The sequence below is a fragment of the Aliikangiella sp. G2MR2-5 genome, from assembly GCF_015687155.1.
In the GTDB taxonomy this organism is placed as follows: Bacteria; Pseudomonadota; Gammaproteobacteria; order Enterobacterales; family Kangiellaceae; genus Aliikangiella.
On sequence record NZ_JADPQF010000004.1, the window covers coordinates 451,658 to 473,981 of the forward strand.

18 protein-coding genes are annotated in these 22,324 nt (G+C 41.6%); 13 read left to right on the forward strand and 5 right to left on the reverse strand.

Annotation, left to right across the window (positions count from 1 at the left end):
• The first annotated feature begins 242 nt into the window (after positions 1-242).
• From coxB to IYN84_RS15095, 4 genes are read left to right on the forward strand one after another with little or no spacing between them, the layout of a single operon-like run.
• Positions 243-1,406 carry a cytochrome c oxidase subunit II gene (coxB, locus tag IYN84_RS15080; RefSeq protein ID WP_196140069.1) on the forward strand — a complete coding sequence of 388 codons (1,164 nt, stop codon included), beginning with the start codon at positions 243-245 and terminating at the stop codon, positions 1,404-1,406.
• Between the two features lie 15 nt (positions 1,407-1,421).
• On the forward strand, positions 1,422-2,975 hold the full coding sequence (gene ctaD / locus IYN84_RS15085) for a cytochrome c oxidase subunit I (protein WP_196140070.1): 1,554 nt from the start codon (positions 1,422-1,424) through the stop codon (positions 2,973-2,975).
• Between the two features lie 36 nt (positions 2,976-3,011).
• Positions 3,012-3,572 (forward strand): cytochrome c oxidase assembly protein, encoded by a 561-nt coding sequence (locus tag IYN84_RS15090; RefSeq protein WP_196140071.1) that lies wholly within the window; start codon positions 3,012-3,014, stop codon positions 3,570-3,572.
• 36 nt (positions 3,573-3,608) lie between these two features.
• On the forward strand, positions 3,609-4,508 hold the full coding sequence (locus IYN84_RS15095) for a cytochrome c oxidase subunit 3 (protein WP_196140072.1): 900 nt from the start codon (positions 3,609-3,611) through the stop codon (positions 4,506-4,508).
• A gap of 111 nt (positions 4,509-4,619) precedes the next feature.
• On the opposite strand, the gene IYN84_RS15100 is transcribed toward IYN84_RS15095, so the two are convergent.
• The gene (locus tag IYN84_RS15100) at positions 4,620-4,853 is read right to left on the reverse strand and encodes a twin transmembrane helix small protein (RefSeq protein WP_196140073.1); all 234 of its coding nucleotides are present in this window, start codon (positions 4,851-4,853) and stop codon (positions 4,620-4,622) included.
• A 98-nt stretch (positions 4,854-4,951) separates the two neighbouring features.
• Between IYN84_RS15100 and IYN84_RS15105 the strand changes: the two genes are divergently transcribed.
• The 6 genes from IYN84_RS15105 to envZ all read left to right on the forward strand — a co-directional run bounded on the left by IYN84_RS15105 (position 4,952) and on the right by envZ (position 10,319).
• Positions 4,952-5,701, forward strand: coding sequence for an SURF1 family protein (locus IYN84_RS15105; protein WP_196140074.1), 750 nt, complete (start codon positions 4,952-4,954; stop codon positions 5,699-5,701).
• A 4-nt stretch (positions 5,702-5,705) separates the two neighbouring features.
• A complete protein-coding gene (locus tag IYN84_RS15110; protein WP_196140075.1) occupies positions 5,706-6,350 on the forward strand; it encodes a hypothetical protein in 645 nt (214 codons plus the stop codon).
• 33 nt (positions 6,351-6,383) lie between these two features.
• On the forward strand, positions 6,384-7,412 hold the full coding sequence (locus IYN84_RS15115) for a heme A synthase (RefSeq protein WP_196140076.1): 1,029 nt from the start codon (positions 6,384-6,386) through the stop codon (positions 7,410-7,412).
• A complete protein-coding gene (gene cyoE, locus IYN84_RS15120; RefSeq protein ID WP_196140077.1) occupies positions 7,409-8,302 on the forward strand; it encodes a heme o synthase in 894 nt (297 codons plus the stop codon). Before IYN84_RS15115 ends, cyoE begins: the two co-directional genes overlap by 4 nt.
• A gap of 21 nt (positions 8,303-8,323) precedes the next feature.
• Positions 8,324-8,923: an SCO family protein gene (locus tag IYN84_RS15125; protein WP_196140078.1), complete on the forward strand. Its 600-nt coding sequence runs from the start codon at positions 8,324-8,326 to the stop codon at positions 8,921-8,923.
• A gap of 97 nt (positions 8,924-9,020) precedes the next feature.
• Positions 9,021-10,319, forward strand: a complete 1,299-nt coding sequence (gene envZ / locus IYN84_RS15130; protein WP_256435623.1) for a two-component system sensor histidine kinase EnvZ — start codon at positions 9,021-9,023, stop codon at positions 10,317-10,319.
• A 15-nt stretch (positions 10,320-10,334) separates the two neighbouring features.
• On the opposite strand, the gene plsB is transcribed toward envZ, so the two are convergent.
• The 3 genes from plsB to IYN84_RS15145 form a co-directional block, all read right to left on the reverse strand.
• Positions 10,335-12,809, reverse strand: a complete 2,475-nt coding sequence (gene plsB, locus IYN84_RS15135; protein WP_196140080.1) for a glycerol-3-phosphate 1-O-acyltransferase PlsB — start codon at positions 12,807-12,809, stop codon at positions 10,335-10,337.
• 196 nt (positions 12,810-13,005) lie between these two features.
• Positions 13,006-14,244 carry a pyridoxal-dependent decarboxylase, exosortase A system-associated gene (locus tag IYN84_RS15140; protein ID WP_371734901.1) on the reverse strand — a complete coding sequence of 413 codons (1,239 nt, stop codon included), beginning with the start codon at positions 14,242-14,244 and terminating at the stop codon, positions 13,006-13,008.
• A 101-nt stretch (positions 14,245-14,345) separates the two neighbouring features.
• A complete protein-coding gene (locus tag IYN84_RS15145) occupies positions 14,346-15,926 on the reverse strand; it encodes an acyl-CoA ligase (AMP-forming), exosortase A system-associated (RefSeq protein ID WP_196140081.1) in 1,581 nt (526 codons plus the stop codon).
• Positions 15,927-16,108: 182 nt separating this feature from the next.
• On the opposite strand from IYN84_RS15145, the gene IYN84_RS15150 reads away from it, so the two are divergent.
• Both IYN84_RS15150 and IYN84_RS15155 read left to right on the forward strand, forming a co-directional pair.
• Positions 16,109-16,612, forward strand: a complete 504-nt coding sequence (locus IYN84_RS15150) for a hypothetical protein (RefSeq protein WP_196140082.1) — start codon at positions 16,109-16,111, stop codon at positions 16,610-16,612.
• Between the two features lie 15 nt (positions 16,613-16,627).
• The gene (locus tag IYN84_RS15155) at positions 16,628-17,131 is read left to right on the forward strand and encodes an NYN domain-containing protein (RefSeq protein WP_210330548.1); all 504 of its coding nucleotides are present in this window, start codon (positions 16,628-16,630) and stop codon (positions 17,129-17,131) included.
• Between the two features lie 69 nt (positions 17,132-17,200).
• Here IYN84_RS15155 and IYN84_RS15160 read toward each other — a convergent pair whose 3' ends face one another.
• Positions 17,201-18,598, reverse strand: coding sequence for an MATE family efflux transporter (locus tag IYN84_RS15160; protein WP_210330550.1), 1,398 nt, complete (start codon positions 18,596-18,598; stop codon positions 17,201-17,203).
• 706 nt (positions 18,599-19,304) lie between these two features.
• Between IYN84_RS15160 and IYN84_RS15165 the strand changes: the two genes are divergently transcribed.
• Entirely contained in the window at positions 19,305-22,271 is a 2,967-nt protein-coding gene (locus IYN84_RS15165) for an ATP-binding protein (RefSeq protein WP_196140083.1), read from the forward strand.
• The last annotated feature ends 53 nt before the right edge of the window (positions 22,272-22,324 follow it).

The window sequence follows — 22,324 nt, forward strand, 5'->3', positions numbered from 1 at the left end:
AATTAATTGCCTCAGATCAAACACGCGACAATTTGACTCTTTACAGAGGATCCGATTTTTGCTTGCTTCTATTCTTGTGTTCCTTATAATCAGTGACCAATAAGGAGGGGAGAGCCTTAAAACTAGGGGTGTGAATAGTAATTATTTGCATTTGTTGCTCGCTTGAATCCTTATTCCAATAAATATAACTTTATCCAAAAAATAGACGCAAACGTCGTCCTAGAATAAAACGGAGAAACTAAATGGCCATTCGACGCAAATTGTTTGCGGGATTGGCAGTAGTTCTAAGCGGCATGCTTAGTTTTGCTGTTCAAGCCTCTGCTGATTTGAACATGCGTCCGGGGGTAACAGAGACAAGTGTTGAAGCCTATGACTTGCACATGGCAGTCATCTGGGTAATGACGATTATCGCTGTTGTCGTATTCGGACTTATGTTTTACTCGATTTTCGCACATAGAAAATCGAAAAATCCAACCCCCGCGACTTTCTCACATAGTACAACAGTTGAAATTATCTGGACTGCTATTCCTATTATTATCCTGATTGGACTTTCTATTCCTGCGGTAAAACTGCTGGTTAAAATGGAAAGCTGGGATAAGGTTGAGCCTGATTTGGAAATCCAAGTTACAGGTCATCAATGGAAATGGGAATACAAATACCTCGATCATGATATTTCGTTCTTTAGCAATTTGAAGACGCCGAGAGAGCAAATAGATAATCTTGAAGGAAAAGTTGGCGAAACTAAAGGTGAAAATTATCTGCTAGAAGTTGATAACGAACTAGTTCTTCCTGCAAACAAAAACGTCATTTTCCATTTAACCTCTAAAGATGTTATTCACTCCTGGTGGGTGCCAGAGATTGCCGTTAAAAAAGATGCAATTCCAGGATTCATCAATTCTACCTGGACTAATGTACCTAAAGAAGGAACCTACCGCGGTCAATGTACCGAGCTCTGTGGTAAAGACCACGGCTTTATGCCGGTAGTAGTTAAGGTTGTTAGTGAGTCAGAGTTCGCGGCCTATATTGAGAAAAAGAAAGCTGAAAAAGTTGCTGCTGAAAAAGCCGCTGCTGAAGCTGCTGCGCGTTCGTGGGATATGGAACAATTGATGACTTTGGGTAAAGAAACCTATGAAGCCAAGTGTGCCGCGTGTCACATGGTTAATGGTGAGGGTATGCCTCCAACGTTCCCTGCTCTAAAAGGAAGCAAAGTGGCGACAGGTCCTGTTGAAGGACACATTGACATTGTAGTTAACGGTAAAGCCGGAACTGCCATGGCAGCCTATGGAGCACAATTAAGCGACGCCGAAATCGCGGCAATTATTACTTATGAGCGTAATGCTTGGGGTAATGAGACTGGCGATAAGGTACAACCTGCAGACATTCAGGCTTTTAAAGCCGGTAACTAAGAGGAGACGATCAAGATGGCAGATCATCATCCAACCGGCATTAAACGCTGGTTATTTACAACCAACCACAAGGACATCGGTTCGATGTACCTTTGGTTCTCTTTTATTATGTTCTTCATTGGTGGGGCGATGGCGATGGTTATCCGTGCCGAACTCTACCAGCCTGGATTACAGTTTGTTGAGCCGAACTTCTTCAATCAGATGACGACAATGCATGGTTTAATCATGGTCTTCGGTGCAGTTATGCCGAGCATGGTTGGGCTAGCAAACTGGCTCATCCCGATGCAAATTGGTGCGCCTGATATGGCGTTACCACGAATGAACAACTGGAGCTTCTGGATCCTTCCTTTTGCTTTTACTCTGTTGTTGAGTTCATTATTCATGGAAGGTGGGGCACCTAACTTTGGTTGGACTTTCTACGCACCTTTATCAACAACTTATGGACCTCCAAGTACTGACTTTTTCATTCTGGGCGTTCATATGATGGGGATTTCTTCCATTATGGGAGCTATTAACGTTATCGTTACTGTTTTCAACATGCGTGCTCCTGGCATGACATTAATGAAGATGCCTTTGTTCGTCTGGACCTGGGTTATCACTGCATTCTTGTTGATTATGGTTATGCCTGTTCTTGCTGGTGCGGTAACTATGATGTTAACTGATCGTCATTTCGGTACTTCATTCTTTGATGCTGCCGGTGGTGGTGATCCGGTAATGTTCCAGCATATTTTCTGGTTCTTCGGACACCCTGAAGTTTACATCATGATTCTGCCCGCTTTCGGTGTAGCATCTGAAATTATTCCAGCATTCGCACGCAAGAAGTTGTTCGGCTATGCTTCGATGGTTTATGCAACTGCGTCGATCGCCTTGTTGTCATTTATTGTTTGGGCTCACCATATGTTTACGGTTGGTATGCCATTGGCAGGTGAGTTGTTCTTTATGATTGCAACTATGCTGATTGCGGTACCGACCGGTGTTAAAGTCTTTAACTGGGTTGCGACCATGTGGAAAGGCTCTATGACCTTCGAAACGCCAATGCTATTTGCGATCGCTTTCGTGATTCTCTTTACAATTGGTGGCTTCTCCGGTGTGATGCTGGCAATGGCGCCGGTTGACTTCCAGTACCACGATACATATTTTGTTGTCGCTCATTTCCACTATGTACTTTTCCCAGGCGCAATTTTTGGTACCACTGCTGCAGTTTATTACTGGTTGCCTAAATGGACAGGAAAAATGTACAACGAGAAAATGGGTAAGATCCATTTCTGGTGGTCGATGATTGCTGTTAACTTAACTTTCTTCCCAATGCACTTCAGTGGTCTTGCAGGTATGCCTCGACGTATCCCTGACTACAATATGATGTTTGCCGACTTTAACCAGTTAGCAAGTATCGGTGCATTTGCTCTGGGTCTAAGTCAGCTATTCTTCCTTTTCATTGTGATTAAAACTATTCGCAGTGGTAAGAAATCAGAAGATAAGCCATGGGACGGTGCGACTGGTCTTGAGTGGGATAAACTCCCATGTCCAGCGCCTTATCATACGTTTGATACACCACCTAAAGTTGACTAAGGTAGCTAAAGGTTAAGTTAAAGGAAAGTTAGTTAAATGAGTGAACAAGTGACAAACGATAATAACAAGAAGCTGGTGCTGCGTCTGCTCGGCGTTGTCGGCGGTATGTTCTTGTTTGGGTTTGCGCTTGTTCCACTTTATGATGTCTTTTGTGAAGTAACCGGTATTAATGGCAAAACGCGTGGTAAAGCAATTTATCAACAAAGCATGGTTAATACCGAGCGCGAAGTTTCCATCACCTTTATTGCAAATATCAGTAATGGTATGCCTTGGGAATTTAAACCGCTGACTCGGACGATGAAGGTTCATCCGGGAGAGTTAAACGAAGTTCGCTTCTATGCAAAAAACCCTTCACGCAAAGATATTATTGGGCAGTCTGTGCCTAGTGTTTCACCTGGAGAAGCTGCGCTCTACCTCAATAAAACAGAGTGTTTCTGCTTTGACCAGCAGACATTGCTCGCTGGACAGGAGGTTGAAATGCCGATGAAGTTTTACATCGATAGCGAAATTCCAGAAAACATTAATCATTTAACTTTATCCTATCAATTATTTAATGTGACCGATGCGGTTGAAGCTGCAGCGGGAGCAGCCAAATAAAGTAACGACTACGTTGCTTTGAAATGGAGATAAAAAATGAGTACTGAAACAAAAGAGAAGTACGAAAAGTATTATGTGCCAGAACAAAGTCCATGGCCTATCGTAGGTGCTATTGGTTTGTTTTTATTGGCTTTTGGAGGCGGTAATTTTATTCAGCAAACTACCGGTAAGTATGGCAATGAAGGTAGCTGGGGATGGTTAATCTTCCTTGTCGGACTTTCGATCATTCTTTATATGATGTGGAGCTGGTGGCGTGACACTGTTCGAGAGTCAATGGGTGGACTCTATAGCTCACAAATGGATCGTTCTTTCCGTCAGGGAATGTTGTGGTTTATTACATCTGAAGTAATGTTCTTTGCGGCATTTTTCGGTGGCTTGTTCTATGCAAGAACAATGGTTATGCCGTGGTTAGGTGGTGAAGGTAACAACGCAATGACTCATGCCTTATTGTGGCCTGAGTTTATACCTTCCTGGCCTATGGTTGAAACTCCGGCTGGAGACACTACAACGGCTATGGGGGCTTTTGGTCTTCCCGCGATTAACACTGCAATCCTTTTGACTAGCTCTTGGACTTTAACGATAGCTCATCATGCTCTTATCAAAGGAAATCGCAATACCTTGATCAATTACACGGTTATTACCGCTTTGTTGGGTGTTATTTTCCTTTGTTTGCAGGCTTACGAGTATTATGAAGCTTATCACCATATGGGGTTAACGTTAGGTAGCGGAATTTATGGTTCAACCTTCTTTATGTTGACTGGTTTCCACGGACTTCATGTAACTATCGGTACTATTTTTCTGATTGTACTTTCCATTCGTTGTGCCAGCGGACACTTTAAGCCTGAAAACCACTTTGCATTTGAAGCTGGTGCCTGGTATTGGCATTTTGTTGATGTGGTTTGGCTATTCCTGTTTATCTTTGTTTACATTCTGTAGTTGAGATAGATGGTAAATACAGAGCATTAATCAATAAAAAAGCCGAAGTTTCTACTTCGGCTTTTTGTTGGACTGAATTCTAATTCGCTCAATCAAAGTATCTGTTTAAAGCTAAGTTTTTGCAGGCTCTTCTACCAACGGCAAGCCATGAGGGTCGATAATCCCTGTGTAGACGCCGATGATCAGCAACACAAAAAGCAATATCGACAAGCCTATGCGCCAACTTAAATTTTTAACCGTTTTGTCCGAGTTTTTTTCAGTAGAAGTCGTTAAAAAGTAAAGGCTTCTAAAAAGGCTGAACAATATTGCCAACATAGCGATAACAATAAGAATTTTTATGAGCATATTTTATTCATTTCCAGTGAATTGTACTCCTAGCTTACCACAAAAAAATGTTAGAATACGCGGCCGAGATAAAAATAACACTAGCAGGTAACCGGATCTTGAGGAGTACAATCAGTTATCATATTGGACGTTATGAGATCAGGCTCAATATCTGGTTGTTAATTTTATTTCTAGCGACACAAACGCTGCTGAATGAATTAGGATTTTGGCAGCTTAATCGAGCTAAAGAAAAACAGCAGAGACTTGAGTTTTTGGCCAAAGGAAATGAAAATGAACTGGCTAACTTATCTCACATTTCAGAGAAAGAACTGAACCAGTTCAATCGAGTTTCACTTGAGCTGCAGCCTTTATCCAGCAAAGCAATCTTTCTCGATAATAAGACCCACAAAAAAGTTGCGGGATATCAGGTTCTTTCTCTGGCAAAAGATGTTAAGTCTGGTAAAAGTGTTTTAGTTAATCACGGGTGGATATTTGGTGGTAAAGACCGACTTGAACTACCAAAATTTATTTCGCCCTATGATTCAGGTGATACCTGGTTACTCTCAGGAAGGCTATACCCCATAACAGAAGAGCTATCTCCTGCTTTGGGGGAAATGGAAGTGATAAATAGTAACTTTCGCATTCCGTATCTTGACCGAGCAATGTTGAGTTCTCTCGAAAAACAATTTGGGACAAGGCTGGAGGCTTTTGTTATACGACTCGATGCTGATGCACCCCATGCGTTAGAAGTCGACTGGAAGTGGACTAATATGCCGGTTGAAAAACATTTGGCCTACGCGGTGCAATGGTTTGGGTTAGCCTTAGCACTACTAATTATCTGCCTGGTTGTTGCGATTAAAAAAAGGTAAAACGATGGACTTTGAAGAAGCAAAAAATGAATCACATGAAGCAAATGTAAGAAAAAACCGGGCAACACTGATCGCATTGTTCGCCATTTTCTTTGTACCGGTAATTATTGCTTATTCAGCATATTTTACAGGCTGGTTTAATAAAGCAACAGAAAATCGAGGTCAGCTCTTAATTGAAAAAGACGTTTTAGATATCGAAGATTTCGAATTTGTTCGAGATGACGGCAAGACTATTTCCGGTAAAGAGTTTGAGACACTTTATTGGTGGGTTTTTCCCGCAGACGAACAATCTTGTGATCAAGCGTGTATAGAACTGAATGTTTTCATGATCAAACAAACGCACCTTGGGCTGGGTAAAGAGATCGATCGTCTAAATCCCCTATTGGTCTTACGGAAAGGCAGTGGTATTAAAACAGAGCAGTTTCCGGTTGCTTATAGTGAGTTTACCAACAAGGGCGTAAAACCTCTGGCGCAAACACGCAGCGGATTGAATAAAGAGCTTGAAGCCAATTATATTTATTTGGTTGATCCTCTTGGCAATATCATGATGCGCTATGAATTGGTTAAAAGCAAAGATGAGGCGCCGTCAAGAAGCAAAGATTTGAGAATAGACATACAGCGGTTGTTTAAATACTCGCGCTTGGGATAGTTAGAATAATAAAATTAGATATTTGAGAAAGTTATGAGTAAGAAGTTAATTAGAAATATTGCTATTTTTGCAACGGGATTCGCAATGATAGTAGTGATTTTAGGGGCGTTTACCAGACTATCGGATGCGGGGCTTGGTTGTCCGGATTGGCCGGGATGTTACGGTTTTATGCATATCCCAACCAAAGATCATCATATTGAGCAAGCCAATCAGGCCTTTCCCGAGCAACCATATCAGTTTGAGAAAGCGTGGCCTGAAATGGTACATCGTTATTTTGCAGGAACACTGGGATTGATGGTGCTCGCTCTTGCCGTTTTTGCCTGGAGAAGCCAACCAAAACAAGCGGTTAAGCATTCAACTTTTTTACTTTGCCTAATTACGTTTCAGGCCGCCCTTGGCATGTGGACGGTTACCATGAAATTGCATCCTTCAATTGTAATGTTGCACCTGATGGGGGGGATCACAACTTTCTCTCTACTGGCTGCTTTAAGTTTACGCTATCACTTTCGCTTTGTTTCTCCTATCAATCCTGGGGTGACCAACGGCCTTAAAAAGTTAATCTGGTTTACTCTGGTCGTAGTGGTACTTCAGGTCGCTCTGGGGGGATGGACTTCGGCAAATTATGCGGCTATGTCTTGCCTTGAATTACCTATCTGTCAGGGGAACTGGTTGAGTGACGGAGAGTTCATTAACGCGCTTCAGATGTGGGGGTTTGATGAAGAGCATTTTGAGTACGGTATTCACGAGCAAAATGCGCGTGTCGCTATCCATGCAATGCACCGAATCGGCGCTATTGTAACGACGCTTGTACTCACAGCCCTAATTTTTAAGCTAGTTCGACTAAAAAACAACAAATTGTTAAATCAGTGTGGCTGGTTATTAACAGCATTACTGGCGATTCAAATATCTTTAGGGATTAACAATATTGTTTCCCACTTACCTCTTGCCAATGCAGTGGCGCATAACGCTGTTGGTGCGCTTCTGGTTGTTACTATGGTGAGCTTGCTTACATTGATATTAATGCCGCAGACGGACACTAAACTTGGTGAGGCAGAAAAATGAATACAGCAAGCACAACCTGGAAAGATTATCTGGAGTTAACCAAGCCCAAAGTTGTATTGCTGATATTGCTTACAGCTGTTGTCGGTATGTATATGGCTCCTGTCGAGTCAGTGCCACTAGATATTTTAATTATTGCTACCATTGGAATTGGATTTGCTTCAGGCGGCGCTGCGGTAGTCAATCATGTGGTAGACCAAAAAATTGACGCAATTATGGCGCGGACTTTTAAGCGTCCGGTAGTAACCGGCAAAGTCAGTGATCGGAATGCGATTATTTTTGCTACTTTTCTATCTGTCACTTCAATGGTTTTGTTGCTTGCCTTTGTTAATCCTTTGACAGCGATACTAACTTTTCTTGGTCTGGTTGGTTATGCCTTTGTTTACACTATGTATCTTAAGCGAGCGACACCACAAAATATTGTTATTGGCGGTTTAAGCGGAGCTATTCCTCCTCTTTTAGGGTGGACTGCTGTAGACGGTGCTGGTTGGAATATTCATCCTCACGCGTTACTGTTAGTGTTGATTATATTTGTTTGGACACCACCGCACTTTTGGGCACTGGCAATCTTTAGAAAAGACGAATATGCCAAAGCTGATATTCCTATGTTGCCAGTAACCCATGGGATCGAGTTTACTAAACTGAATATTGTTCTTTATACGCTACTGCTGCTCTTTGCCGCAGCACTACCCTATGTTACCGGAATGTCTTACTTAATCTATTTGGTGAGTTCGACGATTCTCGGAGCGATATTCATGTACTATGCAATTAAGTTATGGCGCACGGAAGAGCGAAGAGTCGCAATGGATACATTTAAGTATTCTATTTATTATCTGATGATTCTTTTCATCGCTTTTATAGTCGATCGTAATTTTCCGGTGATTGTAGATTAAAACCTGTAACTTGGATGTAAAATGAAATTTATTGCAAGATGTTTTTTCCTTGTCGCCTTTGGTGCAGTACTTATCGGTTGTAGTGAACAGCCTGAGACTTTTAAACAGCTATTGGTATATCCCAACCAAAAGCCAATAGAGGCGTTTAAGCTAAAAGCTCATACAGGAAATGATTTCACTCAGGAATCATTTAGGTCCCGTTGGAATCTGGTATTTGTCGGCTATACACATTGCCCAGATGTCTGTCCTATGACCCTCAATGATATGAGTAAAATATATCAGGCAATTCCTGAAAGCTTGCAAAAAAAGTTTCAATTTACTTTTCTATCAGTTGATCCTAAAAGAGATACTGTTGAACATCTCGCTCAATATATCAGTCATTTTGAAGAAGATTTTGTGGCAATAACAGGAGAAAAAGAAGAAATAGACAAACTCGTATTTTCAATTGGAGGTGTCTATGCCATCAATTCCGAAAGTGAAGATTATTACAGCGTCGACCATAGCGGAAGAATTTTCATTATCAGCCCTCAAGCGAAGCGGTTTGGTATTATTTCCAGTGAAGCCATGCATGACAAAGATAAGTCAATTGTCATTGAAGACCTGATTAAACTGGCTAATTAACACCTTTCCATATAGAAATATTTACGTTTAAATGGTTAATAATCACAGTAAATAACTATATTATTAGGTGTATTGAACCATTAACTCGTAAATCCCGTTGAAACTACTACCACAAAGCTTTTTCGGAAGAAACACGCTGATGATAGGTACCTTGCTTGTAATCAGCCATGTTATTTCTTATTTTACTATCCAGCATTTTGTTGTGGATCGACATAATCGTATTGTGATGTATCTGGCCTCAAATCAGATCAAGTTACTCAGGATCGGTGAAGAAACCTACATGCCACGAAGTTTGGCGGTCGGCTTTTCCAAAACGACACAACTAGAGCTTTACCCCATGAATGGCGGAGAGCTACCTGATGGTTTGGAGCGTGCCAAGTACCATCGAGGATTCAGTCAACAAGCGATTCGTTATCTGGGGGAGAATACCGAAGTGAGAGTGGAGATTTCGGATGGGATATATCTATGGATTAGCGAGCCTGCACATCCGAACTTCTGGATCAGAATGCCCATCGGGGAGTATGAGGGAAGTAATCCGATGGAGCTTTTTATCTTTACCGGAATGTTGCTTTTTCTTAGTCTGGCAGGTGCGTGGATTCTGGTGATTCAATTACACCGTCCACTAAAGCGACTTGCTTTTGCGGCGCGAGAAATTGGACGAGGTGACTATCCCGGAAAGCTTAAAGAAACCGGGCCTCAAGAAATGGTCTCGGTGACCGCGGCTTTTAATCAGATGGCTTCTGATGTTCACCAGTTAGAAGAAGATCGCACACTTTTACTTGCCGGCATTTCCCATGATTTGAGAACACCAATTACTCGAATTAGACTGGCATCAGAGTTTCTATCTGATCAAGATGAAGAAATAAAAGCCGGTATTATCGCTGATACACAGGATATGGACGATATCATTGACCAGTTTATTGGTTATGTCAGGTATGGTAGCGAAGAAAAGATGGAAACTGGTAATTTGGCTGAACTGATACAGCAGGTTGTTGATGCTGCCAGTAAGCAGCATGATGGAATTTCTACACAAATAGGAGAGCTTCCTGAGATCGACTTCAAACCAATGGCAATGAAACGTTTAGTGAGCAACCTTATCGAAAATGCCTATCGTTACGGAAAAGCTCCGGTAATTGTTTCTGCCAGTGCGGATGATACGAGAATTACTGTAAGTGTAAGAGATTATGGTAATGGAATTCCTGATTTAGACAAGGAACGACTATTTCAGCCATTTGCCAGAGGTGATAAGGCACGTGGCGGAAAAGGGTCTGGACTAGGGCTCGCTATTGTTTCACGTATTGTAGAGATGCACGGTGGTCAAATTAATCTTGAAAACCATCCAGAAGGTGGTTTATTAGCAAGTTTTACCATTCCTTTCGAGTGTTTTGACGAATAACGACCGGGATGAAAACTATTTTTCATCCCAGTACCGGCTTGCCCACGCTGCAGTTTTCAGCATGATATGGCGAGAGTGATTATTGAGCTTTGACAATATAGTATCGTAAAGGTTTGAAAGTTCCGGATTGATTTCAAACCGGTTATCTTCACTTACTTTTATCAAATCTCCTTCTCTTAATACGCTAACCGTATTTCGGAATAAATTCTTATCAAAAGATTCGGGTGCGTTCAAACTGTATAGTGCCGCAAATCTTTGTGCCATTTGCTGGCTTCTTTTTTCCAGATCTTGTCGAGATAGGTTTTCGCGGCCTGCCTGAGTTGTCAATAAGGTCAAAATAATGCCGTAACGAAGTAACGTCGGTCGAGCTATCTGTGCATGAGTAAAAAGTTTGTCAAACGCCGGCATTGATTCGTCTGCACGAGTAATTAAATCGCCATTAACAAATAGAATCTCATTGTCTATAAAGACAGACAAATTCTTCTCGATTTGTTCGATAAATTCCTTTTCTTCCCAGTCGATAAATAACTCTTTCTTTAGGAACGGAAATAGTTTTGTTAGCTCAGAAATGAGCTCATTCTTGGTTAAAGATTCAGTATTTAAAAAGCAGCTGGCTATTAATGATGAAGTGATATAAATATGTAAAATATTATTGCGATAGTATGTAAGGAGAATTGCTGTTTGTTCATCGGTGGTAACTATTTCTCCCATTGGATTATCAACACTGAATATCGTTCTTAACTTTTCCGCCTGTGCAATAATTTGCGCGGGTGATTCATCAGGAAGATATGTTTGCTCGCTAAAAGGAGCACCTTTTTGAATTGATAGTAGCAGTTCAAGTTGTTCCGCTAATTCTTTTCTACCAAGTGCAACCCTTTCCGTCGAGAGTAAAATTAGGGAGACCAGGCTCACAGAGTTAAGTGTTACAGATGCGTTAATACGCTCCATAAGCTCAATCGATATCTCGCCAATTTGTGGTGTTAGCCAGCTTGGTTTCGCGCCAGCCTGGCCTCTATACTCATGCCAGTCAGGTTGCTTTTCGTCTAAATATTCATTGAGCATTAATGGTTTTGCAAAGTTGAGATAAACCTTGCCAAAAGCCTGTTTTAACGTTTTTCGAATTCCCAGCAGTTGTCCAAATGACTCCTTCTTCTTCTCTGCACCACGTAGCTCATTCAGGTAACTCTTACCTTCGAACATGCGTTCATAACCTATATAGACCGGGACCAGTGCTACCGGTCTTCGGGTCCCTCTCAAGCAGGCTTGAACTGTCATGGCTAGCAAACCTGTTTTAGGAGGTAGTAGTCGCCCAGTTCGGCTACGGCCACCTTCCGGAAAAAATTCCAGAGGTATTCCTCTATCCATCAACTGGAATATATATTCATTAAAAACTGCTGTGTAAAGTTTATTTCCGCCGAAACTACGACGCAGGAAAAATGCCCCTCCGCGCCTCAGGATAGGGCCTGCTGGCCAAAAGTTGAGGTTAATACCAGCTGCAATGTGGGGAGGAACCAGGCCTTCATGGTAAAGAGTGTAAGATAAAAGCAAATAATCTATATGACTACGATGACACGGAACATAGATGATCTCATGCGTAGTCGCCAGTTCTCTAACCATTTCAACATTTCGAACTTTCACTCCATCGTAAATTCTATTCCAAAGATGAGTGAGTCCAGATTCCAAAATCCTGACCGTTTTGTATGAATAAGCTGACGCTATTTCATCCGCATATTTGATTGCCTGCTTTTTGGCTTTTTGCAGTGAAATGTTCTTTGACTTGGCTTCTCGCTCAATCGCCTTTTTAATATTATCGCTCACCACAAGATTTGTAATAACCTGACGGCGATTGCTGATGAGAGGTCCCATTGCAGCCTGGCGTCTTCTATGAAAATGTACTCTTAATGTCCGTGTGATTTTTGTTGCTAAAGATTGATCTGATTGTTCCGGAGTGACTACACGGTTAACGTCTACAGGTTTTGCAAAGCGGACAAAAGAATTTCGACCTTGAAACAGGAATAGAAAAAATTTTCTAAAAGGTGTCGCACTTTCTGTATCGGTGAATATTAGTCTGAGTAGCGAATTTTCTTTTCCGGGATTTCGGCCCCAATATATTGAAACCGGAATCAGTTGAAATTTCTTGTCAGTATTTTTTCTTTGCTCATGGATCAATCGAGCTAGACGCTTTTGGTATTTATTAACCAGTTTTCCACCGATGCCAAAGAGTGTTTTATTCTGGAGAAAAAAAACTGCCCCATCCTGAATCTCTTCCGAATCGCTTTTCATTAGGCTGGGATTTGGCAGTCCAAGCAGTCTTGCTTTCTCTTTAAGCATTAAAAAACTGCTGGTAGAGCGTCTTTGAAGTACATAGTAAATAGGCTGACTCTTGTCGATTTCCAATTCTTTTACCGGATCATCAGGAAGTAAGCGGCTACTAACAAGTAGCTTTAGAGGAACTGAAACGATTTTTTGGTAAAGCTGATTTAAAAGCATAAAAGACAACCATCTGTCAGCAGTTGCTGGTAGCCGAAAGTCCAAGCTTCCAGCTATGTGAATATTTATAACTATAGCCGCCAACTATCGAGTGTGCGGAAAAAGGCGCATATTTTAAGCAATATCTCATTCACTTGCCAGTAGTGCTGCCGAGTACTAGATTATTGCTTAAAAATGAATAACTTATGACCATTTTTTAAACAAGGAGTTCAACCGGTTCTGGATGGCTGAGAAAACCCTGCGGACTAGCAGAAAAACCATACGCGCCAGACTGATAGATGACAATCAGATCGCCCACGCTCACCTGCGGTAATTCGTATTGATTAGCTAGCAGGTCGAGTGGTGTACACAGAGGCCCAACAATTTGAACCGGCCTGACAACAGGTTGTTGCATTTTATTGCCTACCGCAACAGGGTAGTTTTTACGAATAACTTGGCCGAAATTACCGGATGCTGCCAAGTGGTGATGTAGTCCCCCGTTGACTATGATAAATTCTTTGCCACGACTTTGTTTGATGTCAATAGCTTCACAAACATAGAGTCCAGCATTACCCACAAGGTATCGTCCCAGCTCCATGGCAATTTCGCAGTCCCCGTGTTCAGCCTGAAATTGACTAATTAGAGCAGCAAGTTGTTCGCCAATTGCATCCAATACTATTGGTTTTTCTCCTGGGAAATAAGGGATTCCGAGTCCTCCGCCAATATTTAATGATTCAATCTCTGAGTGAGCGTGCTTCTGTAATCTGTTTGCTAATTCAAATATCCCTTTGTGTGCAGTTAAGATTGCATCAGCGTTCAGGTTTTGTGAACCGGTAAATAAATGCATTCCTCGATAATGCAGGCCGTAATGGTTTATTTTATCTAACGCATCAGGAACTTGCTCGGCGTCAATGCCGAACTGTTGAGCTCCCCCGCCCATTTTCATGCCTGAACCTTTGAGTTCGAAGTCAGGGTTTACTCGTATAGCAACTCGTGCACGAACACCTATCTGGTCACTGATATCTCGTAACTTTTCAAGTTCGGTAAAAGATTCAACGTTCAGAGTTGTTTGAGATGCCACTGCTGCAATTAATTCGTTTTCCTGTTTGCCTGGACCAGCGAAGCTTATCTGGTGCCCATCCATTCCCGAATTGAGTGCAACTCTCAACTCTCTGCCACTCGCAACATCCAGACCATCAACAAGTGGTCGAATAAAATTAACCAGCGCAGGCATTGGATTTGCTTTCATTGCATAATGAATTTTCAAGCTTTCCGGCATCTTTTGGCGCAGTCGTTCAATATTACGATGAATGACACTCCTGTCGTACACATAAAATGGTGTCTGCCCGGCGCGGAGAGCCAATAGGCTTATCGGGTGCCCATTGACTAAGAGCTGGTCTCCGTTTGTCTGAAACTGAGTCATTGGAGCATGCATTGGCCTGGTCTTTGTTGTCACTTAAGTGCCCATATTATTTATGTATTTAACACTATTTTACTTCAACTTTGGTGATTCGTCCTGTCAATGTGAAATACATTACTTGCGAAGAGATCGATTACCTAACGTGACCAGGCAAAAAGATCATTGTAGGTTTTAACTAATTGTTTGCGATTAATTTTGCCATTTGGGTTTCTTGGTAAATCCGCAACAACTTTTATTGCTTTAGGTTGCATAAAGTTTGGCATTTGCTTTTGGCAGTGCTTTAGGAGAGCTTCCTCGCTAAATTCTTCGTACTCGGTTTTTATAACCAGAACAATGGCCTGGCCTAATTGCGGATGGGGTACGCCAATAGCTGAGACCTCTTTTATCGAAGGAAATTGGTAGACAATCTCTTCAATTTCCGAGGGACTAATTCGATAACCACTGGATTTAATCATATCGTCTTTTCGTCCAATGAAATAGAGATATCCTTCTTCATCTTTTACAACCGTATCGCCGGACCAGACGGCTATTTCTGAAGTCAAACCATCACAATGTTTTTGCGGAGCTGGTTTAAATCTTTCGGCAGTTTTCTGTGGAGCGTTCCAATAACCCATCGCAACATGGGGGCCGCGATGTACAAGCTCGCCTTCTTCTCCAGCGGCACATTCTTCGCCTTGTTCATTGATGACCAAAATGTGAGCATCCGGAATGGCTTTCCCCATTGAGCCTGGCTTTCTGTCAACTTCTGCTGGTGGTAGATAGGTACTTCGGAAAGCTTCTGTAAGTCCATACATTAAATAGGGAGATGTCTTAGGCAAGCTTGTTCGTAGTTTAGCAAGAGTTGCCAATGGCATGGCTCCTCCACTATTAGTAAAGTATCGTAAAGAATCGACAGCTTCCTGAGGCCATTCAAGTTCAGCCAGCTGAACCCACAGTGGAGGCACCGCAGCTAGCCCGGTTATTTGATAGGTCGCTACAGCGTTAACAACATCTCTGGGAAAGAGGTACTCCATAAGGACGACGCTTCCGCCGCTAAGTAGGGCGGTTGTAATCTGGGATAACCCATAATCAAAACTAAAAGGCAGAACCGCAAGTAGCCTGTCTCCTGAGTGATTTTCCAAATACTCACTGACACTTTTGGCGCCGGCGATCAGGTTCGAGTGTGATAGCACCACCCCTTTGGGATTACCGGTGCTACCGGAAGTGTAGAGAATCGCCGCAATATCTTTGCTAATGATTGTTGGTGGCTCTCCTCCTGTTGCAGCTCGCGCTTCGGCAAGTTGTATCCAGTTCATGCAATTATTTGGGGTTTGCTCTAAAGGGCAGTCAGTCAAGATCACCGTTTGCAGCGAATGGATTTCGTCAAGCGAACTTTTTAACTGTTTATAGCGGCTTAGAGAAGTGATTAGAATTTTACAACCGCAATCATTTAATATGTAAGCTACCTGTTGTGCTTTTAGCAAAGGGTTTACTGGAACAAAAGCTCCTCCAGCCATTGATATGGCATAAAAGCTAACGACTGTCTCGAACTGTTTGGGGAGATAGACCGCTACTCTGTCGCTTTTTAAAACACCGAGATTAGTCAGGTGGGCAGAAATCTGGTCCGATTCGCTGATTAATTCCTGGTAACTCTTGACCTTGTCTTTATGAAGCAGAGCCTCCGAAGAATTGTCGGTTTGCGTAGATCGAGTTAATGTGTGATGAAATAGAGTCGGCATTAAATTGATAGTTACAACCCGGATAAATTTACCCTATTTTACCTGAGAGGACCTTTTAAGGACAAATTTTGATTTTTGTTGAGCAGACATCATCAGTTTTAAATAAAAATTGCTGTTTAAATCTTGCTATTCACAATTGATTAGGGATAGTCTGGCATTATTCCGACAATTTGGAGAGTGCTATGGGTGTAAAAAAAATAGTTTCTGCATGGATACTAGTCATACTAAATATATCAAATGTATATGCTGACTCTCCCGATTGCGAAGCATTATTAACTTTGGCTGATATCGAGAGTGCTTGTAGCAAAGCGAATCTAGAGTACAAGAAGTCGCCATTTGAGAATGGTAAGAAAGACATGTTTTGCGTACGAGAGTTCAGACTGTCTTTTGCTAACCGTCTGGGATTTAATTTGGCCCGCTACTCTGAAAAGAATCAAGCAGATAGCTACGAAAAGAATGCGATGATATCTGATAAGAACAAAGCTGTTGCAGAAAAGCTTGCTGTTGCCGATGGTGGCTTTGCATTTCATACCAGTGACAAAGTTACAGGTGAGCGCTCAGTGGTTCGATTGAGAAAAGGTAACAGTTTTGTTGAGATAAAATATCAGCATAGCAAAAGAGAGAAGCCTTTTTGTGATATGAATGGATTAAAAACTCTGGCTGAAAAGGTCAGTCAAAAGCTCTGATATTCAGGATTAAATTTGATTAAAAAACTACCGAAAGTTGCCATCTTTGTTGATGTTCAGAACGTTTTTTACACGGTAAATCAGGCGTTTAATCGAAACTTCGATTATAACGCTTTTTGGACGAAAGTTTCAGATGGACGCGAGGTTGAATGCGCTTTTGCCTATGCGATTGATCGAGGAGACGAAAAGCAAAAACAATTCCAAAATATTCTTAGAGCCATTGGCTTCGAAGTAAAACTCAAACCATTTATTCAACGGCGAGACGGGTCGGCTAAGGGTGATTGGGACGTTGGTCTTGCCATTGATGCGATGGATTGGGCTGAAAAAGTCGATCGAGTGGTTCTTGTTTCTGGTGATGGTGATTTTGAAGTTTTAGTGGACAGAATCCAGAATAAATATCAAATTCCTGTCGATGTTTTTGGTGTTGAATCATTGACCGCTAATTTACTTGTTAAAGCGGCTAGTCGTTTTTATCCGATCGATGAAAAATTACTGCTAAACCCCAGGTCGAGTATTTGAGTCGACAAATGCTCGAAAATACTAAGTCTTCAGGACTAATGAAGACTTAGTATATACATGATGGTAAATTTAAACGTTAACAGTTTTCCAGTGGCCTCTCCGAAAATAGATTATACCGACCAGTGCTATCAGGCTTTCGGCGATTGTTATTGCAAGGAACACTCCATTTGGACCCAGTTCAAATGCAATTGCCAAAGCAAGAGCTAGCGGAATTTGAAATAACCAGTAGCAGAAGAAATTGATCTTCGTCGGAGTTATTGTATCTCCTGCACCATTGAAAGCCTGAACCACAATCATTCCTATCGCGTAAAAGCCATAGCCGTAGCACACATAGCGTAGACAATCTACACCATAGATAATCACTGATGTAGTCTGAGTGAATAACTGTATTATTTCCTGCGCAAATATAATGAAAATTAATGCAATACTTACCATAAAAAATACATTATATTTGGCGATAGTCCATACCGATTTTTCTGCTCGGTCCGGTGCACCAGCCCCAAGGTTCTGACCAACCAGGGTGGCGACCGCATTGCTCAATCCCCACGCGGGTAAAATGGCAAATATCACGATTCGTATTGCGATAGTATAACCCGCTACAGCTTCACTACCGAAACTTGAAACTATCCGAACCAGCACGATCCAACTTGCAGTAGCTATCAAAAATTGAGAGATTCCTCCCGCCGAGGTACCTAATAACTTTAGACAAACTTCCCAATCGATTTTAAGGTGACTGATTTCAAGCTTAATTCGGTTTCCAACATTAGTTAAATGGTAGAGTTGATATAATATTCCTACTCCGCGACCAATATTGGTCGCCACTGCTGCGCCAGTAACTCCCAGTTCTGGAAATGGTCCTATACCATAAATTAACATGGGGTCGAGAAAAATATTTAGACCATTGGCCAGCCACAATGACTTCATTGCGACACTGGCGTCAGCGGCTCCTCGAAAGATTGCGTTGAATAAAAATAGATATAATATTGTGATAGAACCGCCCAGCATAATACTGGTAAAGTTTTTTCCGCCTTCAATCACCGAGTCGCTGGCGCCCATCATTGTCAGTATATCTTCACTATAGAACACTCCGATAAGTGCTACCATCGAGGCGACAACGAAACCTAGCCAGATTGTCTGGCCTGCAACCAGGTTTGCTCCTTCAATATTTTTTTCTCCTACTCGACGAGCGATGGTAGCGGTTACCGCCATGCTAAGCCCAATCGCTACAGCATAAAGTAGTGTAATTATTGCTTCCGTCAGTCCTACGACTGCAATTGCGTCCGCACCAAGCGCAGCGACAAAGAATATATCTGTCACCGCAAATATAGACTCCATGACCATTTCCAATACCATTGGAACAGCCAACAAAAATGCTGCTTTGCCTATAGAGCCCTGGGTAAAATCCTGTTTGTCATTACCCGATAATGCTTGTTTAAATAACTTAATAAATTGTGATATTTTTTTCACTTGATAATCCTTTCATAACAGAAGGTACTCACGTCTAATCACTTATATATTTGTTGCCAATAATTTCTTCAATTTGAGTCAAAGATGACTAGTGAAAAACACTCGAACTGTTATAAGCAGTGAGTACCTTAATCAAAGAGATAAGCGTAATTCAGAGAGGCTCTAATCGTCGACGAGATAGTTTATCCGGGCTAAAATGCAGTGTCACCGAAAGTGAAAGTCAAAATCGACGGAAGTAAACCGAACTGAAAAATATTTTGGTGGAAAAAGAAGCCGAGTTGGTCTTCGAGCAGTATGCAGCTGGATTAGCAGATGCTTACTTTTGAGAACAAGAGCAACGCGGCAATGCAAATACGAACATTATCTGCGAATTTCCAGATGATTGAGTTGTTCATTGGCCTGCTCTTTTGAATGAAATGATGCGCTAGCATACTCATTAAAAATGATACTGTCTATAAGTAAAAGATAATTGATGCTAATTTCTTTACCGTTCTTGTATTCAGATTGTTAAGGTTTGTCAATTATACCCGTGATATGGCGCGTTATTTCGCGCAGATTACACCAGCCAGTATTTTTATAGCTAAATTGTATTTCTAAGATTCTCTTTATGACTAATAGATGTTAAATGAGTTGATATGACTAACTACACTTAAATAACAGTTTCTCGTTGGGTCAAACCTGCGGTGGGATAGAGGTGGCCTTGCTAGTGAAAAACAAAACAGTAAGTTTATGGTTAATTTTCTGTCTTACTTTTATAGCCTTTGCATTCAATGCTAACGGTGATTCGGAAGTAGGCCATGAGCTTTTGCCGCTTACCAAAGCTCAAGTTGAAACTTTAGATACTCTCTGGCGCGAGACTAAAAGTGGAATGGCTGGTGCTCTCGAGAGTCATATTGCGGTGTTCGGCGCACTTTCTAAAAAAAATGTCACTCGCTATGAACTGGAACTCTCGGCGAGAATATGCAGGCTACACTATTTTGTTGGAAATTATCATGAAGAAGATGCGATAGGAAAGGTTATTGTTGAACGGGCCAGTATAGCTAAAAATGACTTCTACAAAGCTCGAGGCTTATATTGTCGTGGACAAGCTCATCGCCTGATGGGAAAGCAGGGGCCGGCATTTTCTTTTTTACAAGATGCGATAAAGCTTCAACTGGATCTACCCGAAAGTACTCCCAACCCTGATCCCAGTCAGCCCAACTGGCTGGGCAATAGCTACATAGCATTGGGCAATGTCCTTATTAATGCAGGCCTGGCAGATGAAGCGTTAGCCGCTTACCAAAAAGCTTCTTTGTATTTTGTACCTGAGTCTTACCCGGGAATACTTGTAGGACGTAATCTGATATTTGTATTGAACAAAATGGGACTGCACGAAGAAGCATGGCAGCATGTAGAAGCTATGAAAAAAATAGTGCATCAAGTCTCTTATGCTCAGGCGAAAATTTTTGTTTTTACGGCAAGTGCTGAGACTTTACAGGCTCAGGGGCGGTATCAGGAGGCCATTCCAGATTATGAGCAGGTACTTCGTCTGGTTAAAAGTCAGGAAAGGCGTGAAACATATATTGAAGTTTATAATGGACTAACCCAGATATACCTTCAAAGTAATGATACTGTAAAAGCACTTCACTTCAATTCCAAGGTGAAGGAGTTTGTCAGAGATAACGATAAAATTGATTATTCGGTGTTGCCTTATTTGAATCGTGCAAAAATAGAAGTACTACAGGGAAACCTGTTTGTTGCTTCCGCGCAGGCGGAAAAAGCCTATCAGTTATTTAAACTAGCCGAAGGAAATCAAATTATCGGTTTGGAGTTGTTGAAAATCTATATTGAAATTCAGGAAAAACTGACAGCTTATGAAGCTGCTTTCAGGTTGCAAAACGAGCTTAATCTACTTGAAAAGGCTATCAAAGCCGATGAGCGCCAGGCGAGGTTGGATATTCTGGAGAACCGATTTCAGCTTGCTGCAAGAGATGCTGAAATAGCCAGGCAGAACGCCTCCATCGATAGTTTGCAATCTGCGCAGGTTATTCAGCGTTGGATGATTTTTAGTTTCATTATTACAGGCATTTTGGTGGTGACTCTTTTATATAGTTGGTATCGACGTGCGCTTGAGGAAAAGCGTTCTGCGGATAAAGCGAATCAGGCTAAGTCTGAATTTCTAGCGACTATGAGTCACGAGTTAAGAACTCCTATAAATGGCGTAATAGGTACTACCGAGCTTTTAAAAACCTCCCAGCTATCAAAAGAGCAAAAAGAATTTCTTGATATGATTCAGACTAGCAGTGAAAATTTACTATCGATTGTTAACGATATTCTCGACCTCTCGAAAATTGAAGCCGGTAAACTAAGTCTGGAAAATCACGACTTCGATCTGGTGTCATGTATTGAAGGAGTATTTGAACTCTTTTGCTACGAGATTCAAGATAAAGATATTGAACTGCTTTATCTGTTGGAAGAAGGTACACCGGAGTATATACACGCAGACTCTACACGCTTAAGGCAGGTGCTTGTTAACCTGGTGGGAAATGCACTTAAGTTTACCAAGCAAGGTCAAATCGTTATTCGTGTCGGACATGAAATTTTAGCTAAGGAGAAAGTGATTTTGTCCTTCTGTATCATTGATAGCGGAATGGGGATGGATCAACAAACACTGATGCGATTATTTCGAGCATTTGAACAGGCCGATGCCAGCATAACCCGCAAGTATGGAGGAACAGGGCTGGGATTAAATATTAGTAAGCGAATCGTAGAAATGATGGGAGGGCAGATACAAGCGAGAAGTGAACCAGACAAAGGAACTCAGTTTTCCTTTTCCGTTACCGTTGACATGGCAAAGGAACTACTTCCTGATAGCGAAATTGCATTACCTGACTGGAAAGGAAAGACTATTGCCATCGCCAGCAAGAACCAGCTATGTGCTAAGGCACTATCTCTGATGTGTCAGCAATTGGGCGCGCGATGTATCAAGCTTGAAAACTCTGTAGAGATAAAAAAAATGTTTGTCTCAAATGATAGCGTCGATTTGATTTTGATGGATTCAAGATATTGCTGCGGAAAAAAGCTTCATTTAATTGACGATGAAAGTTTCTATTTAGCTGAAACGCAAAAAATGTTGGTTTTGATGTGTAGTTATCAATTTATCAATAAGCACCCAGAAGTAGCTGGATTAGAAAGTATTCGTACTATCGTTAAGCCGCTTAAGAGAAATAATGTCATTGCAACTATCAGTCAGGGACTTAATCTGAAAACGGGAGCTAATACGAAAATACTTTCCAGACTACCTTCTGAGCTAGCCAAAGCTTACCCGTTAAAAATTTTAGTCGTTGAAGATAATGCAGTTAATCAACAAGTGCTGCGTCACATTTTAAAAAAACTGGGCTATTCGGTAGATATTGCCTCAGATGGTCTTGAGGGATTAAATCGTGCGTCCACAAAGCATTATGACTTGATAATGACCGATGGTCAGATGCCTGAGTTGGATGGGATTTCGATGGCGATGAAAATTCATGAAGAAGTTAACGATCAGGTAGCAATCATTTTAATAACCGGAGACTTTATTTCTCAAGACTACATCGCTTCGAGAAAATTCATTCAGGACATATTATTGAAACCGGTTAATCTGGAAAAAATCAAGAATCTTATTGAGAAGTGGGGAAGAGAACTGGTGGGGTAAACCAGTTCTTCAAACTGAAATGTCGACACTCTTCAAACAGCTTTTTCCGGCGT

Coding starts and splice junctions, on each gene's coding strand:
- IYN84_RS15110 (WP_196140075.1), top strand. CDS start 5,706: ATGGACTTTGAAGAAGCAAAAAATGAATCACATGAAGCAAATGTAAGA.
- cyoE (WP_196140077.1), top strand. CDS start 7,409: ATGAATACAGCAAGCACAACCTGGAAAGATTATCTGGAGTTAACCAAG.
- IYN84_RS15150 (WP_196140082.1), top strand. CDS start 16,109: ATGGGTGTAAAAAAAATAGTTTCTGCATGGATACTAGTCATACTAAAT.
- plsB (WP_196140080.1), bottom strand. CDS start 12,809: ATGCTTTTAAATCAGCTTTACCAAAAAATCGTTTCAGTTCCTCTAAAG.
- IYN84_RS15115 (WP_196140076.1), top strand. CDS start 6,384: ATGAGTAAGAAGTTAATTAGAAATATTGCTATTTTTGCAACGGGATTC.
- coxB (WP_196140069.1), top strand. CDS start 243: ATGGCCATTCGACGCAAATTGTTTGCGGGATTGGCAGTAGTTCTAAGC.
- IYN84_RS15125 (WP_196140078.1), top strand. CDS start 8,324: ATGAAATTTATTGCAAGATGTTTTTTCCTTGTCGCCTTTGGTGCAGTA.
- ctaD (WP_196140070.1), top strand. CDS start 1,422: ATGGCAGATCATCATCCAACCGGCATTAAACGCTGGTTATTTACAACC.
- IYN84_RS15100 (WP_196140073.1), bottom strand. CDS start 4,853: ATGCTCATAAAAATTCTTATTGTTATCGCTATGTTGGCAATATTGTTC.
- IYN84_RS15145 (WP_196140081.1), bottom strand. CDS start 15,926: ATGCCGACTCTATTTCATCACACATTAACTCGATCTACGCAAACCGAC.
- IYN84_RS15095 (WP_196140072.1), top strand. CDS start 3,609: ATGAGTACTGAAACAAAAGAGAAGTACGAAAAGTATTATGTGCCAGAA.
- IYN84_RS15090 (WP_196140071.1), top strand. CDS start 3,012: ATGAGTGAACAAGTGACAAACGATAATAACAAGAAGCTGGTGCTGCGT.